Here is a 17,205-nt window from a genome sequence, read left to right on the forward strand (position 1 = left end):
TAGGTAAATGCTGTTCTATGTGTTCTCCTGCGTAATTCTGTATTACTTTTGCCGGACGGTTCAACCGGCAAGTTACAAAAAATCCTGTGCTACTATGAAAATCCTGATCGCAGACTCCATGCATCCGTCATTATTCGAGATGCTGGCCGAGCAAAAGTGGGAATACGATTACCATCCAGAATACAAAAGAGAAGACATAAAGAACGCACTGCCCGGATACGACGGGCTTATGATCCGCAGTAAGACCTTCCTGGATCGTGAAATGCTCGAAAATGCGAAAAGCCTGCGCTTCATCGCACGGGCGGGCGCGGGGCTCGATCTGATCGACCTGGATGTGGCCAAAGCGCTGCATATCGAGGTATTTCATGCGGGTACAGGCAACCGTGACGCCGTTGCAGAACAGGCAGTTGGTATGCTGCTGGCGCTTTTTAACAACATTCTGCGCGCCGACCGGCAGGTACGGAACGGAATCTGGGACCGTGAAGGCAACAGGGGAGTGGAGTTGATGGGCAAAACTGTCGGGTTGATCGGTTACGGAAATAATGGCTCTGCTACTGCGAAGAGGCTCAGCGGTTTTGGCTGCAAAGTACTTGCGTATGATAAATACCGTGACAATTACGGCGACGCATTCGCGACCGAATCGTCAATAGAGGAAATCCAGCGCGAAGCCGACATTCTCAGCCTGCATATTCCATTGACGGACATTACCCGCTACCTGGTTAATGACGAGTTTATTCGCAGCTTCGCCAGGCCATTTTATTTATTGAACTTATCCAGAGGTGAAGTGGTGAAATTAAAGGCGGTAACCGAGGCACTAGAGAGTGGTAAAATCAGAGGTGCTTGCCTGGATGTGCTTGAAAATGAGAAGATCGGGAAGCTGACGGCGGAGCAACAGAACGTTTTTGATTATTTATGTGCGTCGGATCGCGTGGTGCTTACACCGCACATCGGAGGCTGGACACATGAGAGTTATGTCCGGATCAATAAAGTACTGGTTGAGCAAATCCGGAACTGGCTATAAACAAATATGCCGACCAATGGTCGGCACGTTTGCATCTATTAGCCATGAAAAATAAAATACTTACTTGCCAAGTGTACCGCGAAGCGCACGTGGGATTTCAACTGATGCGATCGGGTTGCTTGCCGCTGTCAATATAACAAAATTTTCAGCTTTGAGTGCACCAACCTTCACAGATTTTCCTAAATCCAGTTCAGTTACATCAACATTTACATAGTCAGGGATGTTCTCCGCAAGACCCTGTACGCGCAATTTACGCAATTTTTGGTTCATTTTACCACCTTTCATAACGCCGGCGGATGTACCTGTCAATTTAACAGGAACTTCAACTTTTATTTCCTTGCCAGGAATGATTTCAAGAAAATCCGCGTGGATCAACGAGTCATTCACAGGGTGGAATTGTTTTTCCTGAAGAATCGCATTGTACAGGGTACCTTCGATGTTCAGGGTAACGTTAAAAATATCTGGTGTGAAAAGCAATTCACGGAACAACATAGCCGGAGCATAGAAATGCACTTGTTCGGCTCCTCCGTACAACACAGATGGAACATATCCTTGAGCGCGCAAGTTCTGTGATTCCACCTTGCCGAGATTCGCTCTTTTAAACCCTACAATCTCAAGACTTTTCATAAGATTTTTATAAGAAAGTTAAATAAAAAGAAAATTTACTGAGAATTTATAAACAATGAACTAATAGATTCGTGATCGCGGATCCGCCCTATTGCCTTTGCAAAAATTTCTGCAACAGACAGTACGCGGATTTTATCATTCTGTTGCTTTAGAGGGATAGTATCTGTTACTATCAGCTCTTCCAGCACCGAATTGGCAATATTTTCATGCGCCTTGCCCGACATGATCGCGTGTGTGCTGATCGCTCGGACGGATGTCGCACCTTTTTCCATGATAATCTCGGCTGCCTTACAAAGCGTACCACCCGTGTCGATCAGGTCGTCTACCAGCACTACGTCCATCCCTTCCACATCTCCGATCACCTGCATGCTCGCGATTTCGTTGGCGCGTTTTCGGTGCTTGTCGCACAGGATCATGTCCGCGTTCAGGAATTTGGCGAAATTCCGTGCGCGTGCGGCGCCGCCTACGTCAGGCGATGCGATCAGCAGATTTTTAAGGTTCAGGGATTTGATATAAGGAACAAAAATCGAGGTTCCTTCGAGGTGGTCGACAGGCAGGTCTAAAAAGCCCTGGATCTGTCCGGCGTGTAAGTCTATGGTCATCACGCGGTCAACTCCCACTGCCGTAAGGAGGTTCGCAACGACTTTCGCTGCAATCGCCACGCGTGGCTTGTCTTTTCTGTCCTGGCGTGCATAGCCGAAATAGGGGATCACCACCGTCACATAATGCGCCGAAGCACGACGGGCCGCATCCACCATCAGCAGCAACTCCATCAGGTTATCGGCAGGAGGGAATGTAGATTGGATCAAAAAAACATCGCAACCTCTGATCGACTCCTCGAAACTTGGTGACAACTCACCATCGCTGAATTTCCGCAACGTGTAGCCTCCCAGTTCCTTACCATAATACCTGGCAATGTCTTTGGCCAAATATTCGGACTGACTCCCCGAAAATATTTTTACTGTATTGAATGAACCCATGGCCAAACTAAAATTTGCGCAAAATTAAATAAAACCAGTTAATTAAGATAGTATCTTTTTAAAAAAATATAATAAAGCTGTACGACGCAGTATCCGACCAGCAGCCCGACCAATGCTCCGACGAGGATGTCGAGCGGGTAATGTACGCCTACATATACGCGACTATACGCATAAACGACCGCCCAGAGGAACAAAAAAGCCATTTGCGGCACCTGATTTTTTAACAGACTAAACCAGGCGATCGCTAATGCGAAACTGGTGGATGCATGTGATGATGCAAAGCCGTACAAGCCGCCGCAGTCGGTCACATGGTGCATTACCGTGGTGATTGTAGGATCGTGACAGGGCCTTAATCTCAAAAAGTAGGGCTTCATAAATCCGGAAGTAACCTTGTCGGCCAAGGCGACCGCCAGCACCACGGCAATCACGATGAAACCACCTTTTTTCCAACCTTCGGCGCGGATAGTTAGTGCGATCAGCAGAATGTACAGCGGAACCCAGGTGAATTTGTAGGTAACCCAGTACATCACCGTGTCGAGCCAGGGCGTGTGAAAGCCGTTGAGCCATAAAAACAGCTCCTGGTCGGCGCGCACTATGCTATGTACCGCATCCGTCATGAACTGAAACCGAGCACTTTTCTTACCTTGCCGATTGTATCCTGGGCTATTTCGCGCGCTTTGGCTTCACCTTCCACGAGAATCCCTTCCAGCTCCTCCGTATTTTCCATATAATAATTGAAAATGCGGCGCGGCTCAGCGAATACTTCCATAAAGCATTCAAAAAGTGCCTGCTTGGCGTGTCCATAACCGTAGCCGCCGTTCAGGTAGTTCTGGCGCATGGTTTCTACATCCGATTCTTTTGCGACCAGGCTGTAAAGCTGGAAGGTAATGTCGTTATCCGGATCTTTGGGTTCTTCAAGCTGCTTGGAGTCGGAAAGGATCTTTTTTGTGACCTTTTTCAGCTCATTCTCCGGTAGGAAAATGTCGATATAATTGTGGTAGGACTTGCTCATTTTCTGCCCGTCGAGCCCGGGAATCGTCATGATGCGTTCGTCGATCTTAGGCTCAGGGAGTACCAGGATATCTTCACCGGCCAGTATATTGAACCGGTTAGCAATGTCCTTGGTCATTTCAAGATGCTGTTTCTGATCTTTGCCCACCGGGATGATATTGGCATTATACAGCAGAATATCAGCTGCTTGCAACACAGGGTAGGTAAAAAGCCCTGCATTCACATCCGCCAGTTTCTCCGACTTATCTTTAAAAGAAGTCGCATTGGCCAGCATCGGGAACGGCGTGAAGCAGTTCAGGTACCAGTTAAGCTCAGCATGCTCCTGCACCCGCGACTGGCGCCAGAAAACATTTTTTTTGTAATCGAATCCGAATGCGAGCCAGGTAGCTGCAATGGCGCGGACATATTCGCCGCGTTCGATACCGTTTTTCAGCGTCGTCAGCGAATGGAGGTCGGCAATGAAGAAGAAAGATTCGTTCTGGGGATTTTTAGAGAGTTCGATCGCAGGTTTGATGGCTCCCAGGATGTTACCCAGGTGAGGTCGCCCGCTGCTTTGAATGCCTGTTAGGATTCTGGCCATTTATTAGTTGATACTTAGTTACGTGATGTTGGTTTACGGCGATTGTCCCAAAATGAAAGCAAAACAATATGATCTTTCTTCACTTTGTAAAACAATGAACATTGCTTGGTAACAAAACCTTTCCGCAAGCCGGGCTTCGATCGAGAGGCCTCGTACATAAGCGGAAATACCGCTATCTGTTTCAGGACATCTCTGGTTTTCCTGATAAACTTTCTGACTTCTTTTTCGGACCAATCGGTTTCCAAGTGTGCGATAATGTCGGTAAAGCTTTTTTCTGCCTTCGCCGTCCAGCGAATAGGCATGTTCATAGATACCTGCTGAATTTTTGCATTACCTCTTCGTGAGATTTGGTCTGACCTGCCTCAGATTGCTTCAAACCTTCGTCGATGCTATCTTTCACATGATCAGGGAGGTCATCCCAAAAATCGGTGTATTCCAGCTTCTTCTGTATTTCTTCCCAGTCCTTCATGGAGATGTAAACACCAGTTCTCTCTCCGTTTTCATTCGACAAATACTGCACATTCATAGCTATCAACAGGTTAGCGTTTTCCGGTGGGCATTAGCCTTTTCTTAATCCCAAAATTCGTTAAATTGAACCAGAAAACGTAGTAAATTTGAATTTTATACCTTCACCAACACGACATGGATTCTAAAACGCTGCACTTTCTCAGTCAATTAGCCGAAAACAATAACAGGGAGTGGTTTCAGGAAAATAAGAAACTTTATGAAGCCGCGAAAGCGGATATGGAAAAGCTGGTCGGTTACCTGATCACCGAGGTCGGGAAGTTTGAAGACCTGGGAAATGTGCAAGTGAAGGATTGTATGCTGCGAATTTACCGGGACGTCCGATTTTCAAAAAACAAGGATCCCTACAAAAAAAATCTGGCGGCGGGTATTGGCCCGGGCGGGAAGAGCTCGGGGAAAATCGACTATTACCTGCAAGTACAGCCAGGCGACCAGACCTTCCTTGGCGGTGGGATGTGGGAGGTGACCGCCGAGCAGTTGGCCCGCTTCCGGCAGGAAATCGATTACAATGCGCATGAGCTGAAATCGATCATTGAAGAAAAGGAATTTCGCAGCTATTTCCCTGAAATTCATGGGGAAAGCCTGAAAACCGTTCCTAAGGGTTATTCCAAAGACCATCCGGAAATCGAGCTTTTGAAACGTAAGCAACTTTTTTTCATGCACCGCTACACCGATAAGGAGGTGGCTTCCAAAGACTTTGGAGACCGGGTTCTGAAAGGCATTCAATTGCTGAAACCCTTTACCGATTATATGAATTATGTATTATACGAAGAAGCGGAGGAGCATTGATCTGATACGCTGCGTACCGCTTGGCGAGACTGTAATAGCCATTACAACCCATTAAATATGCAATTTTCACATTTGCACTGTCACACCCAGTTTTCGCTGCTGGATGGTGCTGCCGATATTAAAAAACTGTTCAAAAAGGCTAAGGAAGACAATATGCCTGCCGTCGCCATTACCGACCACGGTAATATGTTCGGGGTGTTTGAGTTTGTGGCCGAGGGGAACAAGCAAGGTATCAAGCCGATCGTCGGCTGCGAGTTTTATGTCGTGGAAGATCGGCATGTGCGGCAGTTTACCAAAGACAAAAAGGACGTCCGTTTTCACCAGTTGCTGCTAGCCAAAGACGAAATTGGCTATAAGAATCTGGTGAAAATGTGTTCACTGGGCTTTATTGAGGGGATGTATGGTAAATATCCGCGGATCGATAAGGAGCTTATCGTTCAATATCACCAGGGCCTGATCGCAACCACCTGTTGCATCGGTGCGATGATCCCGAAAACGATCCTGCGCCAGGGCGAAGAGGCGGCGGAAAAGGAATTCCGTTGGTGGCTGGATTTGTTCGGCGACGACTTTTATGTGGAATTGCAGCGCCACGACATTCGCGATCAGTACATTGTGAATGAGGTGCTTGTAAAGTTCGCACGCAAATATAATGTAAAGATCATTTGCTCAAACGACTCCCATTATGTGGATCGCGAGGACTGGAATGCGCACGATATCTTGCTGTGTATCAATACCGGAGATAAGCAGAGCACGCCTTCTGCCAAAGATTTCGACGACGAAAAAGGTATCCCGAAGGGCTCTCGTTTCGCATTCTATAATGATCAGTTCTATTTCAAAAACACCAGCGAAATGCTGCAACTGTTCAACGACCTGCCTGAGTCGTTGGACAATACCAATGAGATCGTAGACAAAATCAAAACCCTTGATCTCCGGAAGGACATTCTACTCCCCAACTTCCCGATCCCCGACGAGTTTAAGACGCATACCTTGTCGGAGATGGTAGGTAAAAAGGAGCTTACCGCCGATGTTCTGAACCAATGGGAATACTTGCGGCACCTTACATTCGAGGGCGCGCGGAAGAAATATGAAGTGGTAACGCCGGAAATCGAGGAGCGGCTTAATTTCGAGCTGCAAACGATCCGGAATATGGGTTTTCCGGGCTACTTCCTTATTGTGGCAGATTTTATTGACGCAGGACGTAAAATGGGCGTTTTCATTGGTCCGGGACGTGGCTCGGCCGCGGGTTCCGCGGTGGCATACGCGATAGGGATCACCAACATCGACCCGGTCAAATATGACCTCCTTTTTGAGCGTTTCCTAAACCCCGACCGTATTTCCATGCCCGATATCGATACCGACTTCGACGACGACGGCCGTCAGAAGGTGATCGATTATGTGGTAAAAAAATATGGCTACAACCAGGTTGCGCAGATCGTAACCTATGGTACGATGGCTGCCAAATCGGCGATTAAAGACGTGGCGAGGGTAATGGACCTGCCATTACCCGAGGCGAATGCATTGGCAAAGCTCGTTCCGGACAAGCCTACTTATAATATGACGCTGAACCGCATTTTCACGGCGCCATTGGAAGGAGAGGGGAGCCTCATGAAAAAGGAGGGTATCTCGCCGGATGAATTGGAAAATGTGAAGCGGATGCGCGCCATTGCAATGGGTAATGATTTGCAAGCCAGTGTGTTGCAGGAGGCGCGAAGATTGGAAGGTACCGTAAGGAACACCGGTATTCACGCGGCCGGTATCATCATCGCTCCGAGCGACCTGACGGAAATCATTCCGGTCAGTACCTCCAAAGACTCCGACTTTTTGATTACCCAATACCAGGGAAAGATCATCGAAGACGCGGGTGTTATCAAAATGGACTTTTTAGGGCTTCGAAACCTTTCGATTATTAAGGAAGCCCTCAGGATGATCAAGAATAACTACGGGGTTGATATTGTGATCGACGATGTGCCGCTGGATGATCCGAAAGTGTTTGAGCTGTTCCAGCGCGGTGAAACCAACGCAATATTCCAGTTCGAATCCGACGGGATGAAGAAGTATATGCGCGACCTCATCCCTGACCGTTTCGAGCACTTGATCGCGATGAACGCCTTGTACCGCCCCGGGCCGATCGCGTACATCCCCAACTTCATCCGCAGGAAGAACGGGCAGGAGGAAGTGACGTACGATTTACCTGAATTAGAAGAATACCTGGCTGATACTTATGGTATTACGGTGTATCAGGAGCAGGTAATGCTTTTGTCGCAGAAGCTGGCCGGCTTTACGAAAGGTCAGGCGGATACACTGCGGAAAGCGATGGGTAAGAAGCAGATCGAAACGCTGAACAAGCTGAAAGGCGACTTCATGAAAGGCGGTACAGAAAAGGGCCTCGACGCGAAAAAGCTGGAAAAAATATGGACCGACTGGGAGGCATTTGCATCTTATGCATTTAACAAGTCCCATTCGACCTGCTATGCTTTCGTGGCCTATCAGACTGCCTATCTCAAAGCACATTATCCCGCCGAATACATGGCGGCGGTTTTGACAAGCTCGCTGGGCAGTATCGATAAGATTACTTTCTTCATGGAGGAATGTAAAAACCTCGGTCTGCCGGTTCTTGGCCCGGATATCAATGAATCGGAGCGCCAATTTAGTGTAAATAAGAAAGGTGAAATCCGTTTCGGGCTTGCGGGTGTTAAAGGTAGCGGTGATGCGGCGGTCGAATCAATTATAGAAGAACGTGCAAAAGGCGGCCCGTTCCAGGACGTGTTCGACTTTATGACGCGGGTGAACCTCCGTACCGTGAATAAAAAGACATTGGAGAGCCTTGCTTACGCCGGGGCCTTCGATTGTTTCACCGATTACCATCGCGCACAGTATTTTACCGCCGAGGCCGGAGAAACCGGGACATTTATTGAAAAGTTGATCCGTTACGCCAACAATTACCACGCGGAGAAATCATCTGCACAAGCTTCGCTTTTCGGCATGTTAGGCGACGCCGGTTCCACGTTGGCGAAGCCGAAAGCTGCCGACATAGCACCGTGGGATGATCTCGCAAAGCTACGGTATGAGCAGGAAGTGGTAGGTTTTTATATCTCAGGCCACCCGCTCGATACCTTCCGTGCGGAATTGGACAACTTCTGCAACTGTACCCTCGATAAGGTGATGGAAATACAGGAAGGGGAGCGCGCACCGAAGTATTACGGGAAGGAAATCAACGTCGCAGGTATAGTCACCAGCGCACAGGAACGGATGTCGAAAAATGGCAGCTTGTTTATGATCTTTAAAATTGAAGACTACCAGGGTGCCATGGAAATGCTGATCGGCGGAGAGGATTACATCCGCTTTAAAAATTACCTGCAAGTGGGGCAGTTCCTGTACATTAAAGGCAAAGTGCAGAACCGCTGGAAGCAGGAAGATCAATTCGAATTCAAAATCTCGCAAATACAACTGCTGCCGGAGATCATGGAGAAAATGTGTAAGAAAATTAAAATTAACCTTACGCTCGATCAGATCGACGCACAATTCATCCATGTGCTTAATGATACCTTCGGAAGCTATCCCGGCGGATGCCAGGTAAGCATGACGGTGAAGGATCCGGAGACCCATCTGGAAGTAGAAATGCTGTCGCGCGGTTACCGCGTAGCGCCTAGTAATGAGCTATTTAAGGTGCTGAGGGGCTCTCTGGGCGTTAAATTCTCCCTAAACTGATTTGTATTAAATTAAACAAGGAACTTTTAGATAGTAATATTCCTTATTAACCCAGATTGATAAATAACATTTAGACACTTAAAACATGGGAAAAGCACTTGAAATTACCGATAGCACCTTCGACGAACTGATCCAGGGCGATAAGCCAGTACTGGTTGACTTCTGGGCTGAGTGGTGTGGGCCTTGTAAAATGATCGGTCCGGTTGTTGAACAACTCGCCGGTGAATACGATGGCAAAGCAGTTATCGGTAAAATGGATGTGGATATGAACTCTTCGGTACCTGCAAAATTCGGTATCCGCAGTATCCCTACGCTGATGATTTTCAAAGGCGGCCAACTGGTAGATAAAGTAGTAGGCGTTGTTCCCAAAACAACCCTTGAAGATAAATTGAATGCGCAGATCGAAGCGACCGTTTGATAATCGCTGATTTGTAAAAGAGTTAAAAGCCCCGGTGACGGGGCTTTTTTATTTATATGCCCTCTGTTAGGGTATATAATTATATACTATTTATCACTATATTCACGCTATGAAATATTCGGAATTTCATCGTGTCATCCGGCGTAACGGGTGGATTCTGGCTCGTACACGAGGTAGCCACTATATGTACAGTAAAAACGGCGTAACCTATTGTGTGCCGTACCATTCTTCCAAGGAAATGAATGAGGGTTTGAGAAGGACAATTATTAAAGAAATGAAGTTGACTAATCGGTAGAGAAATGAAACGAATCAGGGTATTGATTGAAAGAGGGAAAGACGGGTATAGTGCTTACGCGGAGAATGCCAGGAAAATTTATGGGATTGGCGATACAGTGCAAGACGTAAAGAAGAACGTGCTCGAATGTATCGAAATCGTCAAATCATTTGACGACAAAAATATCCCGGCGGCGTTGAAAGGCGAGTATGAGATCGTCTGGAAATTCGATGTTGAAAGTCTTTTGGAGTATTATAAAGGCATTTTCAGCCAAACCGGCATTGCCCGGCTGACTGGTATCAATGAAAAGCAATTGAATCACTACGCGTCCGGGCTTAAAAAGCCGCGCCCCGCGCAGGCAAAAAAAATTGAGAATGCTTTGCACAAGCTCGGTGGGGAATTGCTGGCTATCGAGTTGTAGCGCAATGCCTGGCGGCATTTGAGTTCTTTTGTTTTAAAACGCAAATTGAGGAATTCGATGTTGCCAGGCCAAGTCGCGTAGCGATGTAACATTGGTAGCAAACCCCTGCGACAGGCTATTCATTGATTTCAATCGCAAAACCCGCATCGAAAGTCCCGCCCGCTTCCAGTTTCAAAATTCCTTCTTTCGTTTCGAAGTTCTGGTCCGAATCGGCGGCGTCGGCTATACCTAGCCAAGGTTCAATGCAAACGAAATGGCCGCCCGGCTTGGCCCAGATGCCTAAGTAGGGAAAATCTTTGTAGTAAACCGTGACTACCTGCCCGGATTTGGTACTTCTCAGGCTTACCTGTTTCGAAATCAAATGCTTGAATATCAGCGCGTCGTTATCAAACAAGTGGCTGTTCAGGTGCAGCACATTGGTATGTTCGAGCACCGGTTTGGTGGTGTTACTCACGAGCCCGTTCTTTTCGAGCAGCCAGGTTGAATCGTTTTCAATGGCCTCGAATTCAAGATAGTAATCCTCGTAAACTTCGTCCTCATGTAGAGGACATTTGAATGCGGGGTGGCCGCCGAGGGAAAAAAGCATTTCGGAACCTCCGTGGTTGATGATTTTATGATCGATCATCACCTTCTTGCCATTCAGCCGGTAGGTAACCTGAAATTCAAACTCAAAAGGGTAAATGACCAGCGTTTCTCCGCTATATTTCAATGTAAATGTAAGACTATCAGTCGTCTGACTTGTCAGTTTTACATTGGCATTGTTACGGACCATGCCGTGGCGTGGCACCGCATATTCATTGCCATTATATTTTACAAACCCGTTTTTAACCGCCCCGATCACTGGGAAAAGCACCGGTGCATAACTACCCCAAACGGCCGGATCGGCGTTCCAAAGGAAATCCTTGCCGGTTATCGTCGACTGGATCTGGCAGAGTTCGGCGCCGGTTTCCTGCACGGCGATTTTCAAATGGTCGTTTTGAATGGAGTAGTTCATATCGTTCAAGAATTCAATATCGTTCGGGAATTCAACACTTTAAGGATGATGGAGCAGGCTTCGCGAATTTGATCATCAGTAATGGTAAGCGGAGGCGCAATGCGCATGGAATTATCGCAAAACAGGAACCAGTCGGTTACTACGCCCAGCTCGATGCATTGATCGATGGTCGCCTTCAGTTTATCGAACGATTCCATTTCCGCTGCAAGCATAAGGCCTTTTCCGCGGATTTCCTTGATTTCAGGGTGAATTAACAGTGTCTTAAACAGCTCACCTTTCGCGATGGCGGCTTCGGAGAGGCGCTCGTCAATCGTTACACGTAATGCTGCCAAGGAGGCTGCACAGCTTACCGGATGGCCACCAAAAGTAGTAATATGCCCCAGTATCGGGTTGGTTTTCAGTACTTTCATGATTTTTTGCGATGCCATAAAAGCCCCGATCGGCATGCCGCCACCCATTCCTTTGGCACTCAACAAAATATCCGGGTAAATGCCATACTGCTCAAATGCCCAGAAACTCCCGGTACGCCCGAAGCCTGTTTGAATTTCATCCAAAATGAGCAAAGTGCCGGTTTCGGTGCATTTACGGCGCAACGCAACCAGGTAATCTGCCGCAGGCACGCGTACGCCCGACTCTCCGCCGATTACTTCAATGATCACAGCGGCAGTTTGGTATGTAATTTTATCCAAATCAGGCAAATGTCCATGCCGGATATGCTTTACACCAGGCAGCAGCGGACGGAAATTTCGTTTGAAAAACTCCGCACCGGCCAGACTTAATGCGCCCTGAGTAGCACCATGATAAGCGTTATAGCAGGAAATGAATTCACGGCGTTTGGTAAATCGCTTCGCCAGTTTCATGGCCCCCTCCACAGCTTCGGTACCAGAGTTCGTGAAATAGATGTTATCGATCAGCCCGAAAGGAGAGGGGTAGGGGGCATCGAGGCGTAGCGTATCCGCAAGCGCTTTCGCGAGTTGCACCTGTGCGCTTTGCACGTATTCGCCGTACACGAGCAGGTGCATGTGCTTGCCGAGCTGTGCGTGAATGGCTTCGAGGACTTTTGGATGCCGGTGGCCGACGCTGCTCACACCGATGCCGGAAATCAGGTCCATGTACGACTTCCCGTCCGGACCGAACATGTAAACGCCCTCTGCCTTTTCAATTTCAAGGGCAAGCGGGAAATCGGAAGTTTGCGCCAGATGGTCGAAAAAGTGCTGGCGGTGTGAAATATGCATTCTATTTTTCAAAAAAACTGGCACTGCCGCCTACCCAGGTAAAATCCTTGTTGTACCGGACCCCGATCATTTCGCCGCGACTTAACCGGCTGAGACTGATCAGCAGTTCCGGCTTTTCGGCATGGTCGGGCCAGCCGTACATCATGCGGATTTCGCATTTCACGAGGCCGTCGGGTGCCTGGATCACCGGTTCATAGGCGACTTTTCGCTGCAATATATAATTTTCCGGGTCGGTAATGGCTTCCAGGTCCGCATTTGTGAGGTGCAGCTGCACACCAGAGCCCGCGAACGAGAATAGCGGTTTCAATACATAATTTTGAAGATCCGACGGGAAATTACCCTGGTAGTCGCTCAGAAAACGTGTTTCGGGTACAAATTCCCCGTTTAGAAAGGGCATGGCGAATTTGCTGATCCTGAAAAACCAGTTAGGATGTCCCACCCATTGCACATCGACGTCGTCGGTGAAATGGTAGCTGGTCTGTAAGTCGGGGTAGTTGAGCAGGTCGTCGAAAATCAGGCGGTTGTAAATGCGCTTGACCCGGATTTTCCGGCCTTCTTTTTCGTAGTATAACTGTCTGCCTTCGCGGATCAGTTTGGTGTAGCAAATGGCCTGGACGCCCAGCATTTGCTCCGTTACTGCAAAATCGATCCGCGTTTTCTGCTTTTCAGGGAAGATTTCAAGTAAAACCACATTCTCCGGCTGCTCGTCGCCGAGGATCAGTGATTTTAGTTTTGATACATATTCATCCAACGAGTTCGTGCCAAACAGGTATCCAAAGTTTGACTGAACATTAAAAAACTTTCTGAACGTCTCGGATAAAAACGCCTGATAACCAAATATCGACGGGAAACCCTGTAATTCAATTAGCTGCGGAACGAGCTCACCGGCTGCATTCCGGCAAATTGCGTAATCGATAGCGAGAAAGGAAGTATGTGCATTCTCGCCGGGCACATGTTGGTTCGATGGCACGGCGCGGTCGGTTTTTGTACGAAAATCGGGCGATAATAATGTGCCGATGATTTCATCCGACGCCCGCAGGATTTTTTCCGTCAGTTCCCTGGGAACAAAAACAGGTGTTTCGGCAACTCTGAAATCCAGTTGGCCGGGAAACGCCGAACTGAGTGATTCGACGAATTCCTCGTATCCTTTCTCCGTGAAGGAATTGTTGAACGCTTCCCGGGCTTGCTTATGCATAGGCTGGCTGGAAAGTTTTGTTAAATGCGTTTTTCAAAAATGTGGGGATAATGACGGCCTCTGTCATAGAAATCTTGTCCGGATCGTTCAAATGCCCGATCATATCATTGTATTTCTGCTCGCCGTGCGCTTTGATAATGGCTTCTTTTTTCTCTTCTTTCAAAAAATACCGCAGCATTCCTTCCGCGTCGGCTTCCGGGTGAAACTGCGTCCCCACGATCTCGTTGGAGAACCGGATAGCCATTACCGCGCGTTCAAGCGGCACATGTGGGCGGATTTTTTCGAGACAAAGTAGTTTGGCCCCCAATGCATCGAAGGCAAACTGGTTAGGCTGGGTAACCTGGAAATCACGCGAATCGACGATCCAGAACGGGTCGGTCAATGCATTCAGCAGCGGGTCTTTGCGACCAGCCGACGTTTTATGCACCGGAAATGTACCGAACGAAGTCTTACGCCGCTTGCTCACCGCCGCCAGTTCCCAGTGAATGCAGGCCATCTGAAAAGAATGGCAGATCAGGAACAAATGCTTTTTGATGCGGTTTTGGCGTTTCGCATTGTAAGCCAGTATTTTATCCAAAAAACCAAAGAATCTCTTTTCCCAGGCCTCGCCCGCAGGTGCCGGGTTGCCTGGGCCGCCCGTAGAAATGTATGCGTCGAAGTCCATTCCCGGCACTTCGAGCTTTTGTCTTACATCGAAAATGGTGAATTCAACGGGCACGCTTTCCAGCTCTCCGAATGCGGCAATGATTTTTTTGATGCATCGCATTCCCTCATTGGGGTGGCCGTCGTACATGTCCAGGATCGCGATCCGGAAATGCTTTTCATGAGTGGTCATTTTAGTAGGTGGCCGGTTCGTGTCAGTGAAACCTGCCTTTAAGTGATAGAATCGGGTAACCTATTTTTAACAAATGTGTTCCTGATTAGTTCGGGTTTTGGGTTAAAAGTTTAATTTAATTCTCAACAAATCCCGATTTTGGTCTCCGAAACAATATAATCTACTACTGCATTCAAGCTACCGGTTTCCTCGAAAACGGCCAGTTGTCGGTCGGCGCCGGTGCCCATTTCGAGGATCTGGTGAATGTACTCGATCTCCTTCCGGCTGCCGAGCTCGTCGACCACATCATCGATAAATTCGAGGAGCTCGTGGATCAGGATTTTGTACTCCACTTCCTCCTGCTTTCCGAAATCGATCAGTTTGCTGCTGATACCGTATCGCGCGGCACGCCACTTGTTTTCGTTGATGAGCATTCGCCGGTAGGGACGGAAGCTCAGATTCTGGCTGTGTAGCTTGTGGATTTTGGCCACGAGTGCCTGCATAATCGCCGCCAGGCAAATGGTCTCATCTGTGCGCATGGGCACGTCGCACATACGGAACTCGATGGTATTGAAAAACGGGTGCAAGCGGATATCCCACCAGATTTTCTTGCCATTGTCGATGCAATTGGTTTTGATCAGCAGGGCTAGGTACTCGTCATATTCTGCTGCGCTCGAAAAGAAATCAGGAATGCCGGTTCTGGGGAATTTATCGAATACCTTTGAGCGGTACGATTTGAAACCCGTATTGCGCCCGCACCAGAATGGCGAGTTGGTCGACAATGCATAAATGTGCGGCAGGAAGTACCGTACCGCATTCATGATCTGGATTCCCTCGTTCCGGCTCTCGATGCCTACGTGCACATGCAGCCCGAAAATGAGGTTGCCGCGCGCCACGTCGCGCATTTCGTCGATGATCTGGTCGTAACGCGGATCGTCGGTAATGAGCTGGTCCACCCAGTCGGCAAACGGGTGTGTGCCGGCGGCGGCTACTTGCAGGTCCTGTTTTTCAGCCAAATCCAGGATCATTCTGCGCAGGTAGGTCACTTCCTCCCGCGCTTCCTGGATGTTATGGCAGATATTCGTTCCCACTTCCACCACCGCCTGGTGCATTTCCGCTTTCACACGCTCCTTTAACGTTATTTTTCCATCTTCAACCAGCTTTGACATATGCGACCGGAGGTTTCTCGTAACCGGGTCGATGGTTTGAAATTCTTCTTCAATTCCCAGGGTGAAAGTTGCCATAGTGTAAAAGCGGCTGAATTTTAGTTCGTCAGGATTTCTTCAACTTCGAGTTTTTCGCTGGTGCTTTGGTCGCGGCTGCCTTGGTAGTCGGGATTTTGGGTTCGGTCGGTTCGGCAACGGCGATAGGCTCGGTAACAATGGCACTCAGGGATTTTGCCGGCTTTTTCGGTGCTACCGCCTTTACCTTCACCTCGGTGGCGGAAGGCGCCGCTTCTTTTACGGGTTTGGCAGGCGTAGGTTTTGCCGTTTTCGCGGGAGCTACGGTTTTTGCCGGGGCCTTCCCTGCCGCAGGCACTTTTTCAGCTGTTTTGGCAGGTTTCGCGGGCGCTTTTGCTTTGGCCGGTTCAGCAGGTTTGGCAGCGGGCGCCGGGGTTTCGGGTGCCGCTTCGGCTTGCGTTCCTGCTGGAATACCATTGACTGCCTGATTAATGAATGTGCCCCATGTAAGGTTAATCTGCCCCGGAACCTGTGATTTCGCCCTTTCGATGGCCATATTGGCTGCTGCTTCCACTACCCATTCAAAATTATCCCTGCCTACCGAGTAAATATCGGCATCGGGTGCAGGATTGCAGAAGTCGATGGCATAAGGAATGCCGTCGCGCACGGCAAATTCTACCGTATTGAAATCATAGCCCAATGCGATATTGAGTTTCAAGGTATAATCTTTAATCGTTTCGAGCAGTTTCTCGCGCTCTTCGCCCTGGGCTTTCAAATCGGCGGCGTAGCGCAAATGGTGCGGGTTGCGCGGCTCATACGGCATTACCAGCACGTCCTTCTGGCCGATGCAATAGCAGCGCACATAGTCGTCGAACACAATTTCTTCCTGCAACATCATTACCAATTGGCCTGTTTCCTCGTGTTTGATCCACATATCCTGCGGATTTACGACGCGGTAGACGCTCTTCCAGCCGCCGCCGTCGTGCGGTTTCATGTACGCGGGGAAGCCTACATATTGAAATATCTCTTCCCAGGCCATCGGGAATGCGAGGTTGCGGAAGGAAGTTTCAGTCGTATTGTCAGGACGTTGTTTGGAAGGTAACAGTACCGTTTTAGGGACGGGTACGCCCAATTTTTCCGCCAATGCATTGTTGAAGAACTTCTCATCGGCGCTCCACCAGAACGGGTTATTGATCACCGCCGTGCCGGTCAGCGCTGCATTCTTTAAAAAGGAGCGGTAAAAAGGCACGTCCTGCGAAATACGGTCGATGATCACGGCATATTCGTTCGGGGCGGCTTGTATGACTTTGTCGATGGTAACGGCTTCTGCGATAATGCCATCTTCACCTTTACTGTTGACTCTTTCGATAAACGCGTTCGGGAAGGTGTTCTCCATTCCAAACAGGATTCCAATCTTTTTCATATTCAGGTT

General features: G+C 48.5%; 18 protein-coding genes. 6 read left to right on the forward strand and 12 right to left on the reverse strand.

Going from position 1 to position 17,205, the window contains the following annotated elements:
• Positions 1-7 precede the first annotated feature (7 nt).
• Entirely contained in the window at positions 8-1,021 is a 1,014-nt protein-coding gene (locus ACQ4MZ_RS15815; protein WP_430846083.1) for a 2-hydroxyacid dehydrogenase, read from the forward strand.
• A 60-nt stretch (positions 1,022-1,081) separates the two neighbouring features.
• On the opposite strand, the gene ACQ4MZ_RS15820 is transcribed toward ACQ4MZ_RS15815, so the two are convergent.
• The 6 genes from ACQ4MZ_RS15820 to ACQ4MZ_RS15845 are packed head-to-tail and all read right to left on the reverse strand — an operon-like array spanning position 1,082 to position 4,745.
• Positions 1,082-1,648: a 50S ribosomal protein L25/general stress protein Ctc gene (locus tag ACQ4MZ_RS15820; RefSeq protein WP_430846085.1), complete on the reverse strand. Its 567-nt coding sequence runs from the start codon at positions 1,646-1,648 to the stop codon at positions 1,082-1,084.
• Between the two features lie 35 nt (positions 1,649-1,683).
• The gene (locus ACQ4MZ_RS15825) at positions 1,684-2,628 is read right to left on the reverse strand and encodes a ribose-phosphate pyrophosphokinase (RefSeq protein WP_430846087.1); all 945 of its coding nucleotides are present in this window, start codon (positions 2,626-2,628) and stop codon (positions 1,684-1,686) included.
• 38 nt (positions 2,629-2,666) lie between these two features.
• Positions 2,667-3,245, reverse strand: a complete 579-nt coding sequence (locus tag ACQ4MZ_RS15830) for a phosphatase PAP2 family protein (RefSeq protein ID WP_430846089.1) — start codon at positions 3,243-3,245, stop codon at positions 2,667-2,669.
• On the reverse strand, positions 3,242-4,219 hold the full coding sequence (gene trpS, locus ACQ4MZ_RS15835; RefSeq protein WP_430846091.1) for a tryptophan--tRNA ligase: 978 nt from the start codon (positions 4,217-4,219) through the stop codon (positions 3,242-3,244). The genes ACQ4MZ_RS15830 and trpS overlap by 4 nt, the downstream gene beginning before the upstream one ends.
• Positions 4,220-4,233: 14 nt before the next feature.
• Entirely contained in the window at positions 4,234-4,527 is a 294-nt protein-coding gene (locus ACQ4MZ_RS15840) for a type II toxin-antitoxin system RelE/ParE family toxin (protein ID WP_430846093.1), read from the reverse strand.
• Positions 4,524-4,745: a hypothetical protein gene (locus ACQ4MZ_RS15845; RefSeq protein ID WP_430846095.1), complete on the reverse strand. Its 222-nt coding sequence runs from the start codon at positions 4,743-4,745 to the stop codon at positions 4,524-4,526. The genes ACQ4MZ_RS15840 and ACQ4MZ_RS15845 overlap by 4 nt, the downstream gene beginning before the upstream one ends.
• Positions 4,746-4,861: 116 nt before the next feature.
• Between ACQ4MZ_RS15845 and ACQ4MZ_RS15850 the strand changes: the two genes are divergently transcribed.
• The 5 genes from ACQ4MZ_RS15850 (at position 4,862) to ACQ4MZ_RS15870 (ending at position 10,354) form a co-directional block, all read left to right on the forward strand.
• The gene (locus tag ACQ4MZ_RS15850; protein WP_430846097.1) at positions 4,862-5,533 is read left to right on the forward strand and encodes a DUF2461 domain-containing protein; all 672 of its coding nucleotides are present in this window, start codon (positions 4,862-4,864) and stop codon (positions 5,531-5,533) included.
• 57 nt (positions 5,534-5,590) lie between these two features.
• On the forward strand, positions 5,591-9,241 hold the full coding sequence (dnaE, locus tag ACQ4MZ_RS15855; RefSeq protein ID WP_430846099.1) for a DNA polymerase III subunit alpha: 3,651 nt from the start codon (positions 5,591-5,593) through the stop codon (positions 9,239-9,241).
• 85 nt (positions 9,242-9,326) lie between these two features.
• Positions 9,327-9,659 (forward strand): thioredoxin, encoded by a 333-nt coding sequence (gene trxA / locus ACQ4MZ_RS15860; protein ID WP_090157505.1) that lies wholly within the window; start codon positions 9,327-9,329, stop codon positions 9,657-9,659.
• A 109-nt stretch (positions 9,660-9,768) separates the two neighbouring features.
• On the forward strand, positions 9,769-9,954 hold the full coding sequence (locus tag ACQ4MZ_RS15865) for a type II toxin-antitoxin system HicA family toxin (RefSeq protein ID WP_430846102.1): 186 nt from the start codon (positions 9,769-9,771) through the stop codon (positions 9,952-9,954).
• A gap of 4 nt (positions 9,955-9,958) precedes the next feature.
• On the forward strand, positions 9,959-10,354 hold the full coding sequence (locus tag ACQ4MZ_RS15870; protein WP_430846104.1) for a type II toxin-antitoxin system HicB family antitoxin: 396 nt from the start codon (positions 9,959-9,961) through the stop codon (positions 10,352-10,354).
• Positions 10,355-10,469: 115 nt separating this feature from the next.
• Here the strand turns inward: ACQ4MZ_RS15870 and ACQ4MZ_RS15875 are convergent, their stop codons facing one another.
• From ACQ4MZ_RS15875 to ACQ4MZ_RS15900, 6 genes are all read right to left on the reverse strand, one after another.
• On the reverse strand, positions 10,470-11,348 hold the full coding sequence (locus ACQ4MZ_RS15875; RefSeq protein ID WP_430846106.1) for an aldose 1-epimerase family protein: 879 nt from the start codon (positions 11,346-11,348) through the stop codon (positions 10,470-10,472).
• Positions 11,349-11,353: 5 nt separating this feature from the next.
• A complete protein-coding gene (locus ACQ4MZ_RS15880) occupies positions 11,354-12,583 on the reverse strand; it encodes an aspartate aminotransferase family protein (protein WP_430846108.1) in 1,230 nt (409 codons plus the stop codon).
• Position 12,584: 1 nt separating this feature from the next.
• Complete coding sequence (locus ACQ4MZ_RS15885) at positions 12,585-13,778, reverse strand: hypothetical protein (protein WP_430846110.1); 1,194 nt, start codon at positions 13,776-13,778, stop codon at positions 12,585-12,587.
• Positions 13,771-14,613 (reverse strand): type 1 glutamine amidotransferase, encoded by an 843-nt coding sequence (locus ACQ4MZ_RS15890; protein WP_430846112.1) that lies wholly within the window; start codon positions 14,611-14,613, stop codon positions 13,771-13,773. Before ACQ4MZ_RS15890 ends, ACQ4MZ_RS15885 begins: the two co-directional genes overlap by 8 nt.
• 122 nt (positions 14,614-14,735) lie before the next feature.
• Positions 14,736-15,836: a carboxylate-amine ligase gene (locus ACQ4MZ_RS15895; protein ID WP_430846114.1), complete on the reverse strand. Its 1,101-nt coding sequence runs from the start codon at positions 15,834-15,836 to the stop codon at positions 14,736-14,738.
• A 28-nt stretch (positions 15,837-15,864) separates the two neighbouring features.
• A complete protein-coding gene (locus ACQ4MZ_RS15900) occupies positions 15,865-17,196 on the reverse strand; it encodes an ATP-grasp domain-containing protein (RefSeq protein ID WP_430846116.1) in 1,332 nt (443 codons plus the stop codon).
• Positions 17,197-17,205 lie beyond the last annotated feature (9 nt).

It is taken from the genome of Dyadobacter sp. BHUBP1 (genome assembly GCF_050587785.1).
Classification (GTDB): Bacteria; Bacteroidota; Bacteroidia; order Cytophagales; family Spirosomataceae; genus Dyadobacter.